Raw genomic sequence first — 16937 nt, forward strand, 5'->3', positions numbered from 1 at the left:
CGGCGGCCGGATCCGCGTCGCCGTACCTGACTCCTTCTCCGCATGGGGGCAAACGGTGAGGTGGGCGTACTTCCTGCTGGTCGCGTCGGCGCTGTGGTGGATCGCGCCGCCCGCGCACGCCGCGCAAGAGGAGCCCCCGGTCGCGCTCATCGGCGTGCCCGGCCTGCTCTGGGAGGACGTCGACCCGCACGCGACCCCCAACCTGTGGCGGCTGGCCGGGGAGAGCGACCTGGGGTCGGTGTCGGTGAAGACCGTGGGCACCCTCGCCTGCCCGTTCGACGGCTGGCTGTCGGTGTCCGCCGGCGTCCGCTCCGCCGTCGGGCAGCGCTGCGGGCTGCCGCCCGAGCCGGAGCGCACGGGCGAGGGCGCCCGGGTGCCGGGCTTCGACGGGTTGCGCGCGAGGCGTGACGGCACGTACGCGGGCACGCTCGGCGCGGCCGTGCACGCCGCCGGCCACTGCACGACCGCCGTCGGCCCCGGTGCCGCGCTGGCGCTGGCCGACGCCGACGGCAAGGTGGACGTGTACGCGCCGGAGCCGGCCGCGCTGGCCGACTGGTCGCGCTGCCGGGTGCTGGCCGTGGACGTGGACGAGCTGATCAGCCCCTACCTGGCGGGCGGCCACCTGCCCGCGGTGCCCGACGCGCTCGGCCCGGAGCGGCGGCGCGAGGCCGTGCGGGCCGCCGACGCGGAGGTCGGCGCCGCGCTGGCGAAGCTGCCCGCCGGCGCCCAGGTGGTGCTCAGCGGCATCGGCGACCACGGGTCGGTGCCGCACCTGCGGGTGGCCATGTGGAAGCGGGCCGAGGCGTCCGGCGCGCTGCTCGGCACCGCGTCGACCCGGCGCGGCGACATCGTCATCATCACCGACACCACGCCGACCGTGCTCACCGCCGCGGGCATCCCCGTCCCGCCGACCGTGATCGGCCTGCCCTGGCAGGCGGGGGAGCGGCTGCCGCTGGAGGAGGCCGTCGCGGAGCTGCGCAGGGCCGACATGATGGGCACCGGCATCCGCAACACCACCGGGCTGTTCTTCACCGGCTTCGCCGTCATCACGGTGTCGTTCTACGCGATCGCCTACTACGTGCTGTCACGCCGCAGGAACGCCGGCGCCGTCGGCGTGGTCGCGCTCGGCCTGGCGGCGGTGCCCGTCTCGACGTACGCGGTGAACGTGTTCCCCTGGGGGCACGGCCCGTACCCGATCGCGCTGGTCATCACCGGCGTGGTGGCGATCGCCTCGGCCATCACCGCCTTCGCCGTGCTCGGGCCGTGGCGGCGCGGCCCGCTGGGGCCGCCCGGCGTGGTGGCCGCGATCATCGGCATCGTCATGGTGGCCGACCTGCTGACCGGCACCAACCTGCAGTTCAACAGCCTCATGGGCTACACCGCCGTGGTGGGCGGGCGCTACTACGGGCTGGCGAACATCCCGTTCGCGCTGCTGGCCACCTCCGTGCTGATGACCGCCGCGGTGGCCGCCGACCATCTGGTGCGGGCCGGGCGGCGGCGGGCCGCGGTGGCGCTGGTCTCCACGCTGGGCGTGGCCGCGATGCTGCTGGCGGGCTGGCCGGGGATCGGCAGCGACTTCGGCGGCGTGATCGCGTTCGTGCCCGGCATCGCGGTCACCGCGCTGCTGGTGGCGGGCAAGCGGGTGTCGGTGCTGAAGTTCGTCGGGTTCTGCGCCCTGGGCGGGGTGACCGTGTCGGCGCTCGCGGTGCTCGACTACCTGCGGCCGGCGCCGTCGCAGACCCATCTGGGCAGGTTCGTCGGCATGGTGCTCGAAGGGACGTTCATGCCGATGATCCTCCGCAAGCTCGGGGCCATGCTCAACACCATGCTCTCGCCCAACCTGATGCCGATCGTGATCACCGGCCTGGCGTTCCTGATCTTCGCGATCATGCGACCGGGCAAGATCAGCGCCGGGGTGGTGCCGCAGGCGTTCGAGCGCGCGCCCATGCTGAAGGCCGGGCTGATCGGGGCGCTGGTCAGCGGGGTGGTCGGGATGCTGGTGAACGACTCGGGCACCGCCGTGCTGTCGATGGTCGTGGCGGTGGCCGTGCCGCTGGTGCTGTACGCGGGGATCCACAGCGAGCCGCTGGCGGAGCCCGCGTCCGAGGAGGCCCCTGTCGCCGCCAAGATCTGAAATTTTCTTTTAGTTCACCTCAAGGTCTTGAAAGTTATATGCACGGACGATTGCATTCGGTCGTGCAGACCCTCCGTTTACTCGCCGCGGCGACGCTCGTGCTCACCGCCGCCGCGCCCGCACAGGCCGATCCCGCACCCCCGATCGAGGACGCGCCGACGGCGTCGTCCTACCCGCCCCTCTCGACGCTGGTCGCCGCCCAGGCGACCGGCGACCGGCTCGACACCGCCAAGAAGACCAGGCCGGTGGCCCCGGGCATCACCCTCACCTCCTTCGACCGGCTGGACCCGCTCGGGTGGCTGCGCGCCGACGCGCTCACCGCCGACCTCGCCGGCGGGGCGAGCGCCGACTACGTGTACTCCGGCGAGGTGTCGAAGACCGAGCCGCTGTCCGGCCCCGCCCAGCGGTCGCGGGCGGTCGCCGCCGTCAACGGCGACTTCTTCGACATCAACAACTCGGGCGCCGCCCAGGGCATCGGCGTGCAGACCGGCGAACTCGTCCAGTCGCCGATGGCCGGCCACGACAACGCGGTCGCGATCAGCGGCGACGGCGTCGGCCGGGTCCTCAAGATGCACTTCGAGGGCACCGCCACCCCCGAGGGCGGCTCACCGGTCACGCTCACCCAGTTCAACCAGCGCATCCAGTCAGGCGGCGTCGGCCTGTTCACCCCGCTGTGGGGGTCCTACACCCGGGCCCGCGCCGTCGAGGGCGCCACCGCCGTCACCGAGGTGGAACTGAGGGACGGCGTGGTCGCCGCGGTCCGCGGGCAGGCCGGTGAGGGACCCATCCCGGCCGGGACCTCGATCCTGCTCGGCCGCGACGCCGGCGCCGCCGCCCTGGCCGGGCTCAAGGCAGGCGACAAGGTCGAGGTCGCGTACCGGCCGAAGGCCTCCGACGGCGGGGACGTCAAGGCCGCGGTCGGCGGGAACTGGGTGCTGGTCAAGGACGGCAAGGCGCAGAACTCCACCGACCAGTCGGCGCACCCGCGCACCGCGGTCGGCTTCTCCGCCGACGGAAAGAAGATGTACCTGCTCGCCGTGGACGGCCGCCAGGCCGACAGCCGCGGGGTCACGCTCAACGAGCTGGCCGCGATGATGGTCGAGCTGGGCGCGGCCGACGCGCTCAACCTCGACGGCGGCGGCTCCTCCACCATGCTCGCCCGCGAGCCGGGCCAGGCCGCCCCGCAGGTCGAGAACAGCCCGTCCGACGGCGGCGAGCGGCACGTCCCCAACGGCCTGGCGCTTTACGCCCCCGAGGGCAGCGGCAAGCTCAAGGGCTTCTGGGTCGAGACCGCTGTGGACCCCGGCCGGGCCCCCGGCGCGGCGCCCATCGGCGGCGGGCGCCCCGAGCGCGTCTTCCCCGGCCTCACGCGGCGGCTGACCGCCGCCGGATACGACGAGACGTACGGGCCCGCGTCCGGGGCGCCGATCTGGCGGAGCAAGCCCGCGGTCCACGGCGTCGTCAGGGACGGCAGGTTCCACGCCCTGGTGCCCGGCACCACGACCGTCACCGCCGCCCGGGGCAAGGCCACCGGCTCCCTGGAGCTGACCGTGCTCCAGCCGCTCCAGCGGCTCGGCGTCACCAGCGACCGGGTCGGCCTGGCCGGCGCGGACGACACCGCGACCTTCGGCGTCGTCGGCTACGACCGCAACGGCAACACCGCTCCGATCGAGCCCGCCGACCTGTCGCTCGACTACGACCGCGCACTGCTCGACGTCACCGCGAACGAGCACGGATCCTTCACCGTCAAGGCCAGGAAGGACACCGGCTCCGCCCTGATCACCGCCAAGGTCGGCAAGATCAGCACCGCCCTGCCGGTGACCGTCGGTTTCGAGGACCAGCCGGTCGCCGACTTCGAGAACGCCGCCTCGTGGACGTTCGCCGCCGCGCGGGCCACCGGCTCGCTCTCGGCCGCGCCGGGCCAGAGCGGCGGCGGGCTCAAGCTCTCGTACGACTTCACCCAGTCGACGGCGACCCGCGCCGCCTACGCCAGCCCGCCCGAGCAGCTCGTGGTGGACGGGCAGCCGCAGGCGTTCGGGATGTGGATCCACTCCACCGGCAAGGGGGAGTGGCCCAGCCTCGAGTTCTACGACGCGCTCGGGCAGTCGCAGATCCTGCGTGGCCCGTACATGACGTGGACCGGCTGGCGGTTCGTCGAGTTCGCGGTGCCGCCGGGCGTGAGCTACCCGCTCAAGCTGCGGCGCTTCTACATGGCCGAGACCAAGGCCACCGCCTCCTACACCAACGAGATCCTGATCGACGGGCTGGTCGCGAAGGTGCCGCCGTCCGTGGAGACGCCGGAGCCGGAGAAGGTCGCCGACCCGGTGGTCAAGCCGGACGTGGCCGACCGGCCGTGGCGGTTCGCGGTCATGTCGGACGCGCAGTTCGTCGCCCGGGACCCGGACAGCGACCTGGTCGCGGGCGCGCGCCGCACGCTCCGCGAGATCAAGGCGGCGAAGCCGGACTTCCTGTTCGTCAACGGTGACCTGGTGGACGAGGCCTCGCCGGAGGACTTCGCGCTGGCCAAGCGGATCCTCGACGAAGAACTCGGCGATGACCTGAAATATCACTACATCCCGGGTAACCACGAGGTGATGGGCGGCAGCATCGACAACTTCAAGGCCGTCTTCGGTGACACGTACACCACCTTCGACCACAAGGGCACCCGCTTCGTCACGCTCGACACCTCCCGCCTCAACCTGCGCGGCGGCGGCTTCGAGCAGATCGAGCTCCTCCGTACGGAGCTGGACCGCGCCGCGGACGACCGCTCGATCGGCTCGGTCGCGGTGCTGTTCCACGTGCCGCCGCGCGACCCCACCCCCGGCAAGGGCAGCCAGCTCGGCGACCGCAAGGAAGCCGCGCTGGTGGAGGGCTGGCTGGCCGACTTCCAGCGGGAGACCGGCAAGGGCGCGGCGTTCATCGGCGGGCACGTGGGCACCTTCCACGCCTCCCGGGTGGACGCGGTGCCCTACGTGATCAACGGCAACTCCGCCAAGAACCCGTCCACCCCGGCGGGCGACGGCGGCTTCACCGGCTGGTCCCTGTGGGGCGTCGACCCGGTCACCGGCAAGGAGGCCGAGCACGTCAGGCGCAACTGGTTCGCCGACGCCCCCGAGTGGATCGGCGCCGAGCTGCGCCCGCACGTCGACCGGCTCACGCTGACAGCCCCGGCCAGGGTCGAGACCGGCACCCCGGCCACCGTCACCGCCACGGTCCGGCAGGACGGCCGTGACGTGCCCGTCGCCTACCCGGTGTCGGCGGCCTGGTCCGGCTCGCCCAACCTGCACGTGGGACCGCGGGCCAAGGCCAAGCCGTGGCACGTCGCCGTGCTCGACCCGGAGACCGGCACGCTCACCGCGCTGCGCAAGGGTCAGGTGACGGTCGCGGTCACCGTCAACGGCGTCACCGAGCAGGCCGCCGTGGCGGTCGCCGCCAGGTCAGCCGCCTGATCGACCGCCTGATCCGCGGGGACGGGCGCGCAGGTCGTGCCCGTCCCCACGTTCATCGGCCCCGCACGCGGGCACGGTTCGGGTTGAGGCCGTTGTCCGCGAAGGGGAAGAACGTACGTGTCGCGCGTAGAGGTGAAGCCGGGCGGGGGCGCCGATGGCCAGTGAACTCACCGTGCTGTCCGGGCTCCATCGGACGATCGAGGAACTGCCGCTGGTCGACCAGCACGCCCACGGGGTGACGGGCCGCGACCTGTCGCGTGCCGCGTTCGAGGACCTGATCACCGAGGCCCACGGGCCGGCGCCCGACTGGATGACGCCGTTCGACTCGCAGCTGGGCCACGCCATCCTGCGCCACTGCGCGCCCGTGCTCGGACTCGACGCGTTCATCTCGCCCGAGGAGTACCTGGCCCGCCGCGCCCGGCTGGGCGTCGTCTCGGTGAACCGGCTGCTGCTCGGCGCCGCGGGCGCGGGCCACTACCTGATCGAGACCGGTTACCGCGCCGACGAGGTCGTCGGCCCTTCCGGCATGGCCGAGCTCGCCGCGGTCCCGGTCGACGAGGTGGTGCGGCTGGAGGCCGTGGCCGAGCAGGTCGCCGCCTCAGGCGTGTCCGCCGCGGGCTTCGCCGGCCGGTTCGCCGAGGCGCTGGGGGAGCGGATCCGCACCGCCCGCGCGCTGAAGAGCATCGTCGCCTACCGGCACGGGCTCGACCTCGACCCGGACCCGCCCTCGCCCGCCGAGGTGACCGAGGCCGCGGGCCGCTGGCTCGCCGCCGGCGGCCGCCTGGCGGACCCGGTGCTGCTGCGGCACCTCATCTGGACCGCGCTGGAGACCGGCCTGCCGCTGCAGTTCCACACCGGGATCGGCGACCCCGACCTGGACCTGCGCCGCGCCGACCCGCTGCTGCTGCGCGGGCTGATCGAGCGGACGCAGCCGGCCGGGGTGCCGCTGGTGCTGCTGCACTGCTACCCGTTCCACCGCCACGCCGGATACCTGGCGCACGCGTACCCGCACGTGTTCTTCGACCTGGGCCTGGCCGTCCACCACACCGGTGCGGGCAGCGCCGCGGTGGTGGCCGAGAGCCTGGAGATCGCCCCGTTCGCCAAGATCATGTTCTCGTCCGACGGATGGGGCCCGGCCGAGCTGCACTTCCTCGGCGCGGAGCTGTGGCGGCGGGCCATGACGCGGGTGCTCGGCGGCTTCGTCACCGAGGGGGAGTGGTCGGCGGGCCAGGCCGTGCGGGTCGCCACCATGATCGGCGCCACCAACGCGCGCCGCCTCTACCGGCTCGGGGGCGCCGCGTGACCTCCTATCCCCGCCCGGACGGCCACTCCGACCGGCGTACGGACCACCGTGCTGAGCTGCGATCCGATCAGCTCTCCGGCCGGCGCGCGGACGCCCGCGCCGACCTCGGCTCCGGCCACCGCGAGGTGCTGCTGCGGGAGGCGCTGCACGCCGAGCTGCCCGCCGCCGAGCGGCTGCGGCGCGAGCTGCACGCCGACCCCAGGGTGTCGGGCAAGGAGGCGCCCACGCTCAGACGGGTGCTGGACGCGCTGCCGGAAGGGCCGGTGGAGCACGTCGCCGGGACCGGCGCGCTGGTCAGGATCGGCGGCCCCGGCCCCGCCGTGGGCGTGCGCGGCGAACTCGACGCGCTGCCCATCGTCGAGCGCACCGGCGTGCCCTGGGCGGCCGACAACGGCGCCATGCACGCCTGCGGCCACGACGTCCACCTGGCCGCCGTCGTGGCGCTGGCCCGCGCGGTCGCCAGGGTCACCGCCATCCTGGAGACGCACGAGAGCCGGCCCGAGGCCGGGTACGAGTCCGTGACCGCCCAGCAGCGGCCGGCCCCGCTCATGGTCGTGCTGCAGCCACGCGAGGAGAGTCACCCGTCGGGCGCCGCCGACATCGTCCGATCGGGAGCCCTGGCCCGCAACGACGTCTGCGCCATGATCGGCGCGCACGTGCAGCCCGTGCTGGACGCCGGGGTGACCGCCTGCACGCCGGGCGCGGTCAACGCCTCCGCCGACGAGTTCCGGGTGACGCTCAGGGGCGTGAGCGGGCACGCCGCCTACCCGCACCTGGCCCGCGACCCGATCGTCGCCATGGCGCAGGTGATCACCGGAGCCCAGCACCTGGTCAGCCGGACCGCCGACCCGATGGTGCCGACCGTGGTGACGTTCGGCACCGTGCACGCCGGCACCGCGCCGAACGCCATCCCCGCCGAGGCCGTCGCCCACGGCACCCTGCGCACCCTGTCACAGCCGGCGCGCGAGACGCTGCACGCCCAGTTCGCCCAGCTCGTCGAGGACATGGCGCGCACCTACGGCTGTGAGGCCGACGTCCGGGTCCACCGGGGCGAGCCGGTCCTGGTCAACGACGCCGCGCTCGCCATGCGCACCGGCGCGCTGCTGCGCCAGAGCGGGCGGTCGGTCAGCGAGGAGCTGCGCTCGTGCGGCGGCGACGACTTCGCCCAGTACGGCGAGCTGATGCCGTCGCTGATGATGTTCGTCGGCGTCGACACGCGGGCCGGGCTGCACACCCCCGAGTTCCTGCCCGGCGACGCCACCGTGGGCGAGGTCGCCGAAAGCCTCCTGGCCGGCTATCTCGCCGCGTCCCCGTCGCCGAACGTCAACGGGAGGGGTGTCCGCCGGCATCCCCAGGAACGGGTGATCCCCTGACGGGGTCAGGCGTTCCTGGCGACCCGGAACGTCAGGTGCGTCATGCCCGGCGTCGTCACCGTCCTGACCTCCTCCAGCTCGGCCGGCAGCGGGAGCTTCCCGAACAGCGGCAGCCCGTCGCCGAGCAGCACGTGCGCGACGTGCAGCCGCAGCTCGCCGACCAGCCCGGCGGCCAGCGCCTGCCGGCACACGTCCGCGCCGCCGACCACCCACACGTCCCGCTCCCCGGCCGCCGCCCGCGCGCGGGCGACCGCGTCCTCGATCCCGCCGGTGACGAACGTGAACGTCGCCGGCGGCTTGACCAGCGGCTCCCGCTCGGTGTGGGAGAGCACGAACACCGGGTGCGGGAACGGCGGCGCGTCACCCCACGGCTCCAGGCCCGACCGGAACATGCCCATCCCCATCACGTACGCGCCCGGCTCGGCGGCGAACTCCGCCATGATCTCCGCGTCCTCCGCGCTCTCCGCGAAGATCCACCGGTGGAGCCGCTCCAGATCCTCGTCCGGCCCGGTGGCGAACCCGTCGACCGAGACCGTCATGTTCAGCACCACATCACTCATACCCTGTAGACCGCCGTCCCGCCGGAAACTCGTCGCTGACGAAAGCGCGCCGAACCTCTAGGCTCGGCAGGCGATGGAATGCGAACGTTTCACCCCTGGTTCCGGCCGCCTCGACCCTCGCGCGGCCCTGCGCTCGGACGCCCCCTCGCTCGACCTCGACGGCACCTGGCGGTTCCGCCTGTCACCGGTGGCGACCGTCTCCGAGAGCTTCGCCGACCCCGGCTACGACGACACGGGCTGGGACGACTTACCGGTGCCGTCGCACTGGCCGCTGCACGGCCACGGCGCTCCCGCGTACACCAACGTGTCCTACCCCTTCCCCGTCGACCCGCCGCACGTGCCCACGGAGAACCCGACCGGCGACTACCGCCGCGCCTTCGACCTGCCGGACGGCTGGAGCGGCGGCAGGCTCCGCTTCGAGGGCGTCGAGTCGTACGCGAAGGTCTGGCTGAACGGGCACGAGCTGGGCTTCACCACCGGCAGCCGGCTGCCCGCCGAGTTCGACGCCGGGCCGTGGCTCAAGCCGGGACGTAACGTGCTGGCCGTGCGCGTCCACCAGTGGTCGGCCGCCTCCTACCTGGAAGACCAGGACCAGTGGTGGCTTCCCGGCATCTTCCGCGACGTGACCCTCACCCGCTCGGCCGCCGACGTGTTCGTGCGCGCCTCGTACGAGGAAGGGCGCGGCACGCTGAGCTTCGACGGCGACGGCGCCCTCGACGTGCCCGAGCTGGGCATCACCGGGCTCGGGCCGGGCGAGCGCGTCACCGTCGGAGCCGAGCCGTGGAGCGCCGAGACGCCGCGGCTGTACGAGGCGGTGCTGCGCGCGCCGGGGGAGACCGTCCGGCTGCGCGTCGGCTTCCGCACCGTCTCCATCGAGGACGGGGTGCTGCTCGTCAACGGGCGGCCGCTGCTGCTCAAGGGCGTCAACCGGCACGAGTTCCACCCCGAGCACGGGCGGGCGGTCTCGTACGAGACCATGCGCGAGGACGTGCTGCTGATGAAGCGGCACAACGTCAACGCCGTCCGCACCAGCCACTACCCGCCCCACCCCGCCTTCCTCGACCTCTGCGACGAGCTGGGGCTGTGGGTGATCGACGAGTGCGACCTGGAGACGCACGGCTTCGGCCAGGTCGGCTGGCGGCGCAACCCCAGCGACGACCCGCGCTGGGAGGAGGCGTGCCTCGACCGGATGCGCCGCATGGTGGAGCGTGACAAGAACCACCCCAGCGTCATCATGTGGTCGCTGGGCAACGAGGCGGGCGTCGGCCGCAACCTCGGCGCCATGGCGGACTGGGCCCGCGAGCGCGACCCGTCCCGGCCCATCCACTACGAGGGCGACCGCTCGTGCGAGCACACGGACGTGTACTCGCGCATGTACGCCTCGCACGCCGAGGTCGAGGCGATCGGCCGGGGCGCCGAGGACCCGCTGGACGACCCCGAGCTGGACGCGCGGCGGCGCGCGATGCCGTTCCTGCAGTGCGAGTACGCGCACGCGATGGGCAACGGCCCCGGCGGGCTCGCCGAGTACCAGGAGCTGTTCGAGCGCCATCCGCGGCTGGCCGGCGGCTTCATCTGGGAGTGGATCGACCACGGCCTGGCGCATCCCGCGCTCGGGTACGCGTACGGCGGCGACTACGGCGAGCCCGTCCACGACGGCAACTTCGTCGTGGACGGCCTCGTCTTCCCCGACCGCACGCCGTCACCCGGGCTCCTGGACCTGAAGAAGGTGTTCGAGCCGGTCGCGTTCACCTTCTCGGAGGGTTCGGTGACGATCCGGAGCAAGTACGGCTTCCGCGACCTGTCCCACCTGGCCTTCTCGGGCGAGGTCGAGGCGGAGGGCGTGCCCCTGGGGTCGTTCCCGCTGGAGGTCCCGGCCGAGGGCGGCGAGGTCAAGCTGCCGGTCTTCCCGGAGGGGGAAGGCGAGCGCTGGCTCACCGTCCGCGCCTCCCTGGCCCGCGACGAGCCGTGGGCGGACGCGGGGCACGAGGTGGCGTGGGCCCAGGTCCCCCTCGACACGGACGGCACCCCGTACACGGGGCCGGACGACCTCCGCGCCGTCCCGCGCCGTGCCGATGGACCCGCTCACCGCAGGGACGCCGCCTCGGCCGCTCATGGGGAGGAGGTCGAGGTCGGCGGGGCGGTGTTCGACGGGGCGACCGGCCGTCTCACCCGCCTGTTCGGCCTCGACGTCGAAGGTCCTCGGCTGGAGCTGTGGCGGGCGCCGATCGACAACGACCGCTACGACGGCACCGAGTTCCGCTGGCGCCTGCTCGGCCTGCACCGCCTCACCCACCGCGTGGACGCGGTCGAGCCCGGCGACGCGCTCACCGTCCGCACCAGGGTGGCGCCCGCAGCGACCGACCTCGGCATGCGCGCCACCTACACCTGGACCGCCTCGGGCGACGCCCTCGACCTCCGGGTGGACATCGTCCCCGAAGGCGACTGGCCCGAGCCGATCCCGCGCCTCGGCCTCGCGCTGACGCTTCCGTCCGTCCCTCGGACGGTCACCTGGTACGGGCTCGGGCCGGGGGAGGCGTACCCGGACACCGGTATGGCCACCCGGGTCGGCCGGTGGACCAGCACGGTGGAAGGGATGCAGACCCCGTACGTCTACCCCCAGGAGAACGGCCACCGCGCCGCCGTCCGCTGGGCCGAGCTCGCCGGCATCCGGATCACCGGCGCCCCGGTGTTCGGCCTGACGGTCCGCCCCTGGAGCACCGCGGCCCTGGACGCCGCCGCCCACCGCCCCGACCTCGTCCCGGACGGCCGCCTCCATCTCACCCTGGACCTGGCCCAGCACGGCATCGGCAGCGCCGCCTGCGGCCCGGCCACCCTGGCGCGGTACGAACTGCGCGCCCGCCCGGCCACCTTCCGCCTCCGTTTCGAGCCGTCGTGACTCCCTTGGAACGGGCCCTGGAGACGGTCATCGCCGACCTGCCGCCCGAGGTCAGGGCCCGCCACCGGTTCCACTTCGCCGAAGGGTGGGACGAGACGCTCTTCCTCGCCCTGGAGGACGGCAGGTACTGGAGCGGGGGAGCGTTCCTGAACGCCGACACCGGGTACGACGTGGCGAACGTCGCGGAGTGCATGCAGACCTGATGAGGGAGGTGCTCTGCCGTCGTGAAGGCGGATCATCCTCCAGGGCCGGATGCGATGAACGGCTTGGTCTCTTTGTCGACCATTCTTTCCAGGTACCAGAAAGGAGGAACCGGCGAGCCGTCGCCCTGCGGCTCGGGTCGGCTGCGAGCATCGTACGGACCCGGTCGAAAGGAAGCTCACCGACATGTCCACGGCGAAACCAGGAAGAGTGGCCTCGTCCGGGCCGGGAAGGCGTCGCCCGGCCGGGAGATCGGCGATGCTGGTCGCCGCGGGCACCCTGTCCGCGGCCCTCGTCGCCATCCTGTCCCCGTCGGCGAGCGCGGGCCCGGCCCCGGGTCCCACCCCGACTCCCACCCCGACTCCCACGCCCAGCCCTACGGAGAGTCCCACCGAGAGCCCCACGGAGAGCCCGACCCCGGCTACGCGGGTGAGGTGGGGCTTCGGGGACGTCGACGCGACGTGCGAATCCAGGGTCTTCTTCAAGATCCACCGGCTCTCGCCGCGGAACTTCTACATCCCACGCACCCGTTTCATCGACGGGCCGGGCGGCACGATGACGGTGAGTGTGACACGTGAGCACGAGGTGCTCGCCTTCCTCGAGACCGAGTCGGAGAAGCAGATCTCCCTCACCACCGGAGACGTGGTGCGCAACCTGCGCCGGCTGGGAATCCCGCACCTGGAGGAGCGCCACATGGTCTTCGCCGGCCACGAGTACACGCGGGAAGTCAGCAAGGGCATGTACGGCAACATGCGCTACCGCGTCTTCGGTTACCGCGTCGGCTGGTCGGCCTGGTCGGTGCTCGGCACCTGCCGTCACCGTCTCATCGACCGCGGCATCGCCAACGTCCCCGCCAAGGTGGAGGGCTGGCGCTACTGGGAGACCAAGCACCCGAAGTACCACGGCCGCATCCTGTCCCTCAAGTAGGGTCAGCGGCTCCACCCGGCGGAGTCGGTCACCGGTCTGAGCTCGGAGGCCGGAGGTTCGACGGGACGGCCCTCGTACTGGGTGGACAGGACGACGAACGAGGTGAGCTCGCCGTGCCCGCCGAGGCGTTCGAGCAGTCCTTCCAGATGGCGCATCGAGGCGGTGCGGATCTTGAGCATGGTGCACGAGTCGCCCGTCAGTTTGTGCACCTCGACGACCTCGGGATAGTCCCCCGCCGTGGTGGTCTTCAGCAGGCAGCGGCCCGGCGCGCAGCGCATCTGGACGAACGCGGTGAGCGGCAGCCCCGCCTTGGCCGGATCGATCCTGACCTGATATCCGGTGATTACTCCGGCCTCCTCCAGACGGCGCACCCGCTCGGCCACGGCGGGCGGCGACAGGTTGACGAGGCGGCCGAGCCGGTTGTACGAGAGGCGGCCGTCGCGCTGGAGTTCGGCGAGGATCCGCCAGTCCGTACGATCCAACTGTCTGTCCATTCGTCAACCTCTGACCGGATCATGCATCACGTTCGAGAAGCGTAACCGCCGCAGGGCCGTTCAGATCCCCTTCATTCTCAAAACCGACATTCCTATCGTAAAGGGATGATCAATAGACACCGGCGCAGCATAACCGCCCTGTTCACGGCGACCGCGCTCATGAACGCCGCGATGGCGGCGGCGAGCGCGGTCAGCACCCTCGTCGCCACGGACCGCCTCGGCCTCGCGTGGGCCGGCGTGCCCGTGACGGCGGGCATCGTCGGCACCGGCGCCGGCGCCCTCGCGCTGACCCGCGTGATGAACCGCGCCGGGCGGCGTGCCGGGTTCGTGCTCGGCTTCGCGGTGGCGACGGCGGGGGCCTGCCTCGCGCTCCTGGCCGTCGCCTCGTACGACATCGTCACGCTGACCCTGGGCATGCTCCTGCTGGGGGTGGGCAACGCCGGGGCCCAGCTGTCCCGCTACGCGGCGGCAGACCTGTATCCACCGGCGCGGCGCGGGTTCGCGATCGGGACCGTGGTCTGGGGCGGCACGCTCGGCGCGGTCGGCGGGCCGTTGCTGCTCGCACCGTCGAGCACGGTCGCGACCGGGCTGGGATGGATCGCCTTCACCGGCCCCTTCCTGCTGGCCGGTGTCGCCTGCGCCGCGGCCATGGCCGTCTCCGCCGCCCTGGCGGGATCCGGGGCACGCCCGGTCCCCGGGCGGGCACGGCTCAGCGACCTGGTGCACGGGCCCGCCGCGCGGTCGGCGTTCGCGGTGATGGCCGCGGCGCAGGTCGTGATGGTCGGCATCATGACCGCGGCCCCGCCGGACATGCACCTGCACCACCACGGCCTGGATGCGGTCGGCGCCGCGCTGGCGGCGCACACCTTCGGCATGTTCGCGTTCTCGCCGCTCACCGGCCACCTGATCGACCGGTACGGCGCGCGGCCCGTGATGGCCGCCGGGCTGGCGATCATGGCGCTGTCCGTGGCCCTGGCCGCGGCCGGGCCCGGCCGCATGCCGATGCTGACGGCCGGCCTGTTCCTGCTCGGGTACGGCTGGAACCTCTGCTTCATCGGCGGCAGCGCCGGCCTCGCCACGGGGCTGCCGGAGGGGGCCGACCGGATGCGCGTGGAGGGCGCGGTCGACGCCGGACTCTGGGGCGCGGCCGCCGTGGCCGGCCTGGCCTCCACCATGGTCCTTTCCTCTGGTGGGTACACCGTCCTCGCGCCGGTCGCCATGGCCCTGCTCGTCCTGGCCGCGGTCACGCTCGCCCGTACCCGGCGCGCCGCCCCTGCGCGAAGGTGACCCTCTCGTGCGCGCACCGATGAGTTCCGGCTCGCTCGGCGGTCACAACCACGACGGTCAGGACGAACTCGGCAGAGGAGCAGGACATGGTCATCGTCGCGGGGCACATCGTGGTCGATCCGCACCGGCGCGAGCGTTATCTGGCGGATTGCGAGAGCGTCGTCGAGCTGGCCCGCCGCGCACCCGGCTGCCTCGACTTCGCCATCGGCGCGGACCTGGTGGACGCCGGCCGCGTCAACATTCTCGAGCGCTGGGAGTCGCGGGCGGCCGTCGAGGCGTTCCGCGGCAGCGGCCCCGACGACACCCAGCAGGACGCGATACTCGCCGCCTCGGTGACCGAGTACGACGTCGCGGACCTGCGCTCGCTGACCTGAGCCGTCAGCCGGTCCTCAGTCGCCCGCGTAGCGTGCCGAGACGTCCTTCCGGATACCGATGATCATCGCGACGACCAGGAAGAACAGCGAGACGACCAGCCCCGTGGGAAACGGCCAGGCGAGCACGCAGCCGAGGTACAACGCCATGGCTCCCACGAGCGTCCAGGTGAGAGCGCCGAACACGTCACCGGTCCCGCGCGCGCTCCCGTGGCGCAGCCGGCGGACGCCGATGTAGCCGATCACCGGAAGGCAGGCGATCGCGCCGGCCCAGAGGACGTTGTTCCCCAGCGCGCAGGCGCTCGTCAGGAAACCGAGGGCGATCACCAGCCATAATCTGACGGACTCGAACATGGCACCTCCATGCCGCGGGGCCGACAGTGTGCCATGGAGCACCACCACGCCCAGATCATTAGGATCATTGCCGTTGCGATGACCCCGGCGATCGGGAGCCCCGATGAGCGACCCCCGCGGCTTCGGCCCCCGGGCGATGGACGAGCCAGAGGTGATCGGCCCGTACCGCGTCGAAGGCCGGATGGGCGCCGGCGGCATGGGCGTGGTCTACGCGGGGGTGGCGGCGGACGGCGCCCGGGTGGCGGTCAAGGTCATCCATCCGGGGCTGGCCGCCGATCCGCAGTTCCATGCCCGTTTCGTGCGCGAGGTCGATCTCCTGTCCCGGGTGCGCGGGCGCTGCACGGTCTCGGTGCTGGCCGCCGACACCGCCACGATGCCTCCCTGGCTGGCCACCGAGTTCGTGCCCGGCCCGACGCTCAGCACGCACGTGCAGGGCAACGGGCCGCTGCCGCCGGACGAGTTACTGTCGTTCGGCGCCGACATCGCCGAAGCGCTCACCGACATCCATCGAGCCGGCGTCGTGCACCGCGACCTCAAACCCGGGAACGTCATCCTCTCCGCCTCCGGCGCGAAGGTCCTGGACTTCGGCATCGCCCGCGCCCTCGACGAGAGCGGGCTCACGGGCACCGGCGCGCTGATCGGCACCCCCGGCTGGATCAGCCCGGAGCAGTACCGGGGCGACCAGGCGGACGCGGCCGCCGACGTCTTCGCCTGGGGCGCGCTGATGGTGTACGCCTCGACCGGGCGCCCGCCGTTCGGCACCGGCGCCCCCGATGTCCTGGCCTACCGCGTCATGAGCGTCGACGCCGACCTGTCCGGCGTGCCGCCGCGCGTCCGCGACCTCGTACGGAGCGCGCTCGCCAAGGATCGGAAGGCGCGGCCGGCCACGCACGAGCTGCTCGCCCGGGTCACCGCGCTGAGGAGGGGCGCGACGACCCCCATGCCGGTGCCCGGCAGGCGCCCCGTGGTGCCGCTGTGGTCGGCCGTCGCCGTCGTGGCGGCGGTCTCGGCCGTCGGCGTGGCCTTCACGGTGAACGCGGCGGGGACGCCGGAGGCGCTGCGGAGCCCGGGCGTCTCTTCCTCGTCCACGCGGTCCGGAAGCCCGGAGCCGGGCGGGAGCGAAAGCCCGGAGCCGGATGAGAGCGAGAGCCCGGAGGAGACGGCGACGGCGGACGAGACCGCCGAGGAGTCGCCCACTCCCAGCAGGACCCCCGTGAAGACGCCCACCGCGAGGAAGACGAGCCCGCGCCCCTCGGCCACCACCGCGCCGTGCCCGTCCAACAGCGCGATACTCCAGCAGGTCGCCGCGATGAACGGCGGCAGCCTGCCGCAGGACGCCGCGGTCGGGGGCAGGAAGTGCGCGGGCTCCTGGCTCGCGGCCGAGATCGAGTCCCCGAGTGTCGGCGGGATCTCCCTGATCGCGACGCGGAACAGAGCCCGGTTCGTCGACGCCGAGATCGGCAGCAACTTCTGCTCACTGTCGGACCGCCCGTCCCTCCTCGCCAGAGCGCCGGGCAGCATCAAGACCTTCCTCTGTCCCCAGGGCTTCAGCTGATGCCGCTGGTCGCCGGGACCTCCGAAGAGGTCC

The 16937-nt window shown here is 73.0% G+C and carries 13 protein-coding genes; 10 read left to right on the forward strand and 3 right to left on the reverse strand.

What is annotated here, in order from left to right:
* The first annotated feature begins 55 nt into the window (after positions 1–55).
* The 4 genes from KME79_RS10725 (at position 56) to KME79_RS10740 (ending at position 8259) form a co-directional block, all read left to right on the forward strand.
* A complete protein-coding gene (locus KME79_RS10725) occupies positions 56–2134 on the forward strand; it encodes a hypothetical protein (RefSeq protein WP_219544301.1) in 2079 nt (692 codons plus the stop codon).
* A gap of 62 nt (positions 2135–2196) precedes the next feature.
* Positions 2197–5583, forward strand: a complete 3387-nt coding sequence (locus KME79_RS10730) for a phosphodiester glycosidase family protein (protein ID WP_308248866.1) — start codon at positions 2197–2199, stop codon at positions 5581–5583.
* 154 nt (positions 5584–5737) lie between these two features.
* Positions 5738–6886, forward strand: coding sequence for an amidohydrolase family protein (locus tag KME79_RS10735; RefSeq protein WP_219544303.1), 1149 nt, complete (start codon positions 5738–5740; stop codon positions 6884–6886).
* Positions 6883–8259, forward strand: coding sequence for a M20 metallopeptidase family protein (locus KME79_RS10740; protein WP_308248867.1), 1377 nt, complete (start codon positions 6883–6885; stop codon positions 8257–8259). Before KME79_RS10735 ends, KME79_RS10740 begins: the two co-directional genes overlap by 4 nt.
* A 5-nt stretch (positions 8260–8264) precedes the next feature.
* On the opposite strand, the gene KME79_RS10745 is transcribed toward KME79_RS10740, so the two are convergent.
* Positions 8265–8819, reverse strand: a complete 555-nt coding sequence (locus KME79_RS10745; RefSeq protein WP_246639634.1) for a dihydrofolate reductase family protein — start codon at positions 8817–8819, stop codon at positions 8265–8267.
* A 73-nt stretch (positions 8820–8892) separates the two neighbouring features.
* On the opposite strand from KME79_RS10745, the gene KME79_RS10750 reads away from it, so the two are divergent.
* From KME79_RS10750 to KME79_RS10760, 3 genes are all read left to right on the forward strand, one after another.
* Positions 8893–11715 carry a glycoside hydrolase family 2 TIM barrel-domain containing protein gene (locus KME79_RS10750; RefSeq protein ID WP_219544304.1) on the forward strand — a complete coding sequence of 941 codons (2823 nt, stop codon included), beginning with the start codon at positions 8893–8895 and terminating at the stop codon, positions 11713–11715.
* The gene (locus KME79_RS10755; RefSeq protein WP_219544305.1) at positions 11712–11918 is read left to right on the forward strand and encodes a hypothetical protein; all 207 of its coding nucleotides are present in this window, start codon (positions 11712–11714) and stop codon (positions 11916–11918) included. Before KME79_RS10750 ends, KME79_RS10755 begins: the two co-directional genes overlap by 4 nt.
* A 256-nt stretch (positions 11919–12174) precedes the next feature.
* The gene (locus KME79_RS10760) at positions 12175–12843 is read left to right on the forward strand and encodes a hypothetical protein (RefSeq protein WP_219544306.1); all 669 of its coding nucleotides are present in this window, start codon (positions 12175–12177) and stop codon (positions 12841–12843) included.
* 2 nt (positions 12844–12845) lie between these two features.
* Here KME79_RS10760 and KME79_RS10765 read toward each other — a convergent pair whose 3' ends face one another.
* Positions 12846–13337 (reverse strand): Lrp/AsnC family transcriptional regulator, encoded by a 492-nt coding sequence (locus KME79_RS10765; protein WP_219544307.1) that lies wholly within the window; start codon positions 13335–13337, stop codon positions 12846–12848.
* A gap of 105 nt (positions 13338–13442) precedes the next feature.
* Here KME79_RS10765 and KME79_RS10770 point away from each other — a divergent pair, with 105 nt between their 5' ends.
* Both KME79_RS10770 and KME79_RS10775 read left to right on the forward strand, forming a co-directional pair.
* Positions 13443–14624 (forward strand): MFS transporter, encoded by a 1182-nt coding sequence (locus tag KME79_RS10770; RefSeq protein WP_148032080.1) that lies wholly within the window; start codon positions 13443–13445, stop codon positions 14622–14624.
* Positions 14625–14710: 86 nt separating this feature from the next.
* The gene (locus tag KME79_RS10775) at positions 14711–14998 is read left to right on the forward strand and encodes a putative quinol monooxygenase (protein ID WP_219544308.1); all 288 of its coding nucleotides are present in this window, start codon (positions 14711–14713) and stop codon (positions 14996–14998) included.
* Positions 14999–15013: 15 nt separating this feature from the next.
* On the opposite strand, the gene KME79_RS10780 is transcribed toward KME79_RS10775, so the two are convergent.
* Complete coding sequence (locus KME79_RS10780) at positions 15014–15349, reverse strand: hypothetical protein (RefSeq protein ID WP_219544309.1); 336 nt, start codon at positions 15347–15349, stop codon at positions 15014–15016.
* A 103-nt stretch (positions 15350–15452) separates the two neighbouring features.
* On the opposite strand from KME79_RS10780, the gene KME79_RS10785 reads away from it, so the two are divergent.
* A complete protein-coding gene (locus KME79_RS10785) occupies positions 15453–16904 on the forward strand; it encodes a serine/threonine-protein kinase (RefSeq protein WP_219544310.1) in 1452 nt (483 codons plus the stop codon).
* Positions 16905–16937: the final 33 nt, after the last annotated feature.

It is taken from the genome of Nonomuraea harbinensis (assembly GCF_019396385.1).
GTDB classification, from domain to species: Bacteria; Actinomycetota; Actinomycetes; order Streptosporangiales; family Streptosporangiaceae; genus Nonomuraea; species Nonomuraea ferruginea.